This is a genomic window from Actinoplanes sp. NPDC048791, from assembly GCF_040650095.1.
Taxonomy (GTDB): domain Bacteria; phylum Actinomycetota; class Actinomycetes; order Mycobacteriales; family Micromonosporaceae; genus Actinoplanes.
The window spans coordinates 1-3,554 of record NZ_JBEZGQ010000866.1; the positions used below are offsets into that span (position 1 = coordinate 1).

The 3,554-nt window shown below is 73.7% G+C and carries 6 protein-coding genes and 1 pseudogene; 4 read left to right on the top strand and 3 right to left on the bottom strand.

The window, feature by feature from the left end; all coding sequences use genetic code 11:
• Both AB0C29_RS38685 and fxsA read right to left on the bottom strand, forming a co-directional pair.
• Positions 1 to 236 (bottom strand): annotated as a pseudogene (locus AB0C29_RS38685) (hypothetical protein); the annotation flags it as partial.
• Positions 237 to 239: 3 nt separating this feature from the next.
• Positions 240 to 452, bottom strand: coding sequence for an FxSxx-COOH cyclophane-containing RiPP peptide (fxsA, locus tag AB0C29_RS38690; protein ID WP_360831405.1), 213 nt, complete (start codon positions 450 to 452; stop codon positions 240 to 242).
• A 184-nt stretch (positions 453 to 636) separates the two neighbouring features.
• Here fxsA and AB0C29_RS38695 point away from each other — a divergent pair, with 184 nt between their 5' ends.
• Positions 637 to 861, top strand: a complete 225-nt coding sequence (locus AB0C29_RS38695) for a hypothetical protein (RefSeq protein ID WP_360831408.1) — start codon at positions 637 to 639, stop codon at positions 859 to 861.
• On the top strand, positions 851 to 1,246 hold the full coding sequence (locus AB0C29_RS38700; protein ID WP_360831411.1) for a hypothetical protein: 396 nt from the start codon (positions 851 to 853) through the stop codon (positions 1,244 to 1,246). The genes AB0C29_RS38695 and AB0C29_RS38700 overlap by 11 nt, the downstream gene beginning before the upstream one ends.
• A gap of 56 nt (positions 1,247 to 1,302) precedes the next feature.
• On the opposite strand, the gene AB0C29_RS38705 is transcribed toward AB0C29_RS38700, so the two are convergent.
• Entirely contained in the window at positions 1,303 to 1,587 is a 285-nt protein-coding gene (locus tag AB0C29_RS38705) for a DUF427 domain-containing protein (protein ID WP_360555289.1), read from the bottom strand.
• Positions 1,588 to 1,739: 152 nt separating this feature from the next.
• Here AB0C29_RS38705 and AB0C29_RS38710 point away from each other — a divergent pair, with 152 nt between their 5' ends.
• Both AB0C29_RS38710 and AB0C29_RS38715 read left to right on the top strand, forming a co-directional pair.
• Entirely contained in the window at positions 1,740 to 2,324 is a 585-nt protein-coding gene (locus AB0C29_RS38710; protein WP_360831413.1) for a hypothetical protein, read from the top strand.
• A complete protein-coding gene (locus AB0C29_RS38715; RefSeq protein WP_360831416.1) occupies positions 2,321 to 3,382 on the top strand; it encodes a hypothetical protein in 1,062 nt (353 codons plus the stop codon). Before AB0C29_RS38710 ends, AB0C29_RS38715 begins: the two co-directional genes overlap by 4 nt.
• The last annotated feature ends 172 nt before the right edge of the window (positions 3,383 to 3,554 follow it).

The window sequence follows — 3,554 nt, forward strand, 5'->3', positions numbered from 1 at the left end:
AGCGGGCGGGCCAGCAGGGCGCGGACCGCGGCCGGATCTTCGCGTTCGGCCGCGACCAGTTCGGCGTACCCCGGGACCGGTGCGGCCGCGACCAGCTCGCGCAGCAGGAGCAGATGCTTGCTGAGCGGGGACCGGCGCAGATCGTAATGCGTGGCGGCGTCGGGGCGGCCCGCCGCGAGCGCGGCGAACGCCGGGTCGCTGAGCCGGTGCACCGGCAGGGTGGCAGTGGAACCCACGGCTCAGAGGGCCGAGTTGAAGCCGGCGATCGGCTCGCCCGGCCGGGCCAGGTCGTCGGCCAGCCGGCGCAGGCAGTGCGCCAGCACCGAGTCGTCGGTCTCCGCCGGCGGGCCCGCGCCGGCGAGCTCCGCCAGGGACAGCCCGGAGACGTCGACCATGGCGGACCGCCACTCGGGTGTCGCACCGGTGGTGCTCGTACCCCCGTCCACGGGCACCTACCCTCACCTCAGGGCCGGCGCTGCTTGCCGACCGGCAACGATCAATGTATTGCCGCCACATTACGGCGGTCGCCGGGTCGGGTGATGTCCGGGCGTTACCGGACGCTGCGCTCGCCGGGGTTGACGCGGCGTGATCTCATAGGACGCCAACACAGCAAAAGTCGGCAACGGAGGACAAACTGTGCTGGGACGGAACGTGGAGGGTGCGACGAGCTCGGAGGACGAGGTGCACGATCAGATCGACGCCGCGGTCGAGGAGGCCGCAGACGCCGAAGGCAGTCCCGAGCAGCCGGACGCCCCGGTGATGCCGGCCCCGCCGTTCCCCACCTTCTCCAGCCGGCCGACCCTGCCGCACCAGGTGCCGGGCGTGGGTTTCGAGAGCGGACGGGACAGCCGTGCCCGCTGAGGACTCCCGGCCGCAGCTGCCGCGCCGTGGCCCCGCGCCGCCCGTCGACCGGATGGACAACGCCGAGCTGGCCCGGCTGGTCGAGGCGGAGCACCCGTACCGGGGCAAGGCGCTGTTCGAGCTCTCGGACCGGATCGCGGTCGACGACGACGCGGCGACCAAGGTGGCGATGCTGAGCCGGCTGACCTCGTTGCGGACCGCGCGGCTCTTCGACCGGGTCTCGCTGGCCTGGTCGGCGATCATCGCGCTGCTGGCGGCGGAGACGCCGCACTCGCGGTCCTCGGCCTACGAGGCGTTCTACGCCCTCGGCGAGGCCGAGCAGCGCGACATGCTGGACTATCTGGAGGTCACGGCGATCGAGGACGCGCACCCCCGGATCGGCTAGCCCCGGATCGGCTGGTTGGCGCGGACCCCTGGGGAGCCCGCGCCGTTGGGTGATCCTCAGGCCTCGACCTTGACGCCCTTCCAGAAGGCGACCCGGTCCCGTACGGCCTTGGCGTCGGGCTTGGGCTCCGGGTAGAACCAGACCGCGTCCTGCGTGACGTGCTCACCTGACTCGAGCGTGTAGTACGACGCCTTGCCCTTCCAGGGGCAGACGGTGTGCGTGTCCGAGGGGCGCAGCACGTCCTCGCGCACCGAGGAGCGCGGGAAGTAGTAGACGCCCTCGACTACCACGGTGTCGTCGCTCTCAGCGATGATCTCGTCGTTCCAGATGGCCTTCGGCATACCCCGAACGTAGCGCGCCACCGGGGGACTGTCCGATACGCGCGGCTTATTCACCTCCCGTGGGTGAAACGTGGTGAGTCGTCCGCACATTGCCCGGGCGCTGTACGAAGATCTAGAGTCGATCCGCCAGCCCCCCGACGGAAGCGGCCGCCATGACCCGCTTGAGCACGCTGCCGAGCACCCGCGAGCAGGCCCGCCGGGCCCTGCTGCTGATCGGCGCCCCGGCCTCGTCCCGGCTCGTCGTCGACGTGCACGGCGCGCTGTTCGACGGCGACCTGACCGTGACGGCGCTGGTGGCGCTGCTGCGCGACGAGGAACGCGTACGACCGGCCGGCGACGGGTCCGCGTACCGCATCTGCCCTGCGCTGCAGCCGGACCTGACCGCCGCCCGGGGCCTGCTCACGCTCTCCATCTGGCCGGTCGAGGGCCGGGTCGCGGCCCCGCGGGCCGACCTGTTCGCGGCGATCGTCCGGATCGCCGAATTCATCGCCATGCGTGAGGTCGCCGGAGCGGCCGCCGCCGCCCTGCTGCGCCGCCTGGCCGACGAGGTCCCCGGCGGCCCGGAGGCGTACGCGGTGCAGGATCCCGCCGCCCTGGCCGACGCGGCCCGCACAGCGCTCGCCGCCGTCCCGGTCGCGCCGCTGCCGGCCGAGACCGTGCAGCGCTGGGAGGGTCTCGACGAGCAGCAGCGGCTCTTCGGCCTGCCGCGAATGCCGCAGCAGCGGGGCCGCGCGTGACCGCGGGACTCGACCGGCTGCGCGGAGCCACCCCGCCGAAGCGGCACAACGCCCGGACGATCGCCGCGCTGACCGGCAATCCCGGCTGCACCCGGCGGGCCGTGCTGGACGCCGCCGGGGTCGACAAGCCCCAGCTGGCCCAGCGGATCGGCTTCCCGGGCAGCTTCGGTCAGTCGAGGTTCGCGCTGGCCCGGGGCAACGGCTTCGAGGCGATGCTCAAGGCCGACGACTGCGCGCTGCTGCGGGAGGTGCTGGCCGGGTGCCTGGGGCTGGACGCCTCCGGGGCGTACGACGACCTGGGTGAGGACGCCGACGACACGCTCACGGCCCGGCACGGGCGCACCCGCGAGCTGCTCGCCGAGTCGGCCGGTGCCGCCCTCATCGACCACCCGCTGCTCACCCTCGACGTCGCCGGTCAGCGGGTCTTCCTCGAGCCGGACCTGATCGCGTTCCAGGCCGGGGGCCGCCTGCACGTGGTCGAGATCAAGTCGTTCGCGATCGTGGACGGGCAGGCCGACAGCGCCAAGGTCTCCGCCGCGGCCGTGCAGGCGGCGGTCTACGTGCTCGCCCTGCGCCGGCTGCTGGAGGAGCTCGGTCACGACCCGGCCCTGGTCAGCCACGACGTCGTGCTGGTCTGCACCGAGAACTTCTCGCTCCAGCCGGTCGCGGTGGTCCTGGACGTGCGCAAGCAGCTTTCCACCCTGAAACGCCAGCTGACCCGGCTGGCCTCGGTGTCGTCGCTGGCCGCCGAGCTGCCGGAGTCCGTCAGCTTCGACGTCGCGCTCGCGCCCGCCGACCTGATCACCGCGCTGGGTCACGTCGAGGCCCGCTACGCCCCGGAATGCCTCTCGACCTGCGAGCTGGCGGTCTACTGCCGGCACGAGGCGGCCGGCAGCACGGCGGCGCTGGGCCGCCCGGTCCGCGACGCGCTCGGCGGGGTCGACACGGTGGCCGAGGCGCTCGCGCTGGCCGCGGGCACCGCCACGCCCACCGAGGAGCAGGCCGAGGCCGCGGCGCTGCTCCAGGCCGCTGCCCGGCTGCGGGCCGAGATCCTATGAGTACGCTCACCGCCCTCGCCCGCGCGCAGGCCCTGGTCGCGGGCCGGGCCCAGCCCGTCGCCACCGTCCGCCACCTGCACGTCCACTCCCGGCCGCTGGTGCTGATCCCGCTCGCGATGGCCGGTGAGGCGAACGCCCCGCTGGCGGCGATGGCCGGCACCGACCGTTCGGC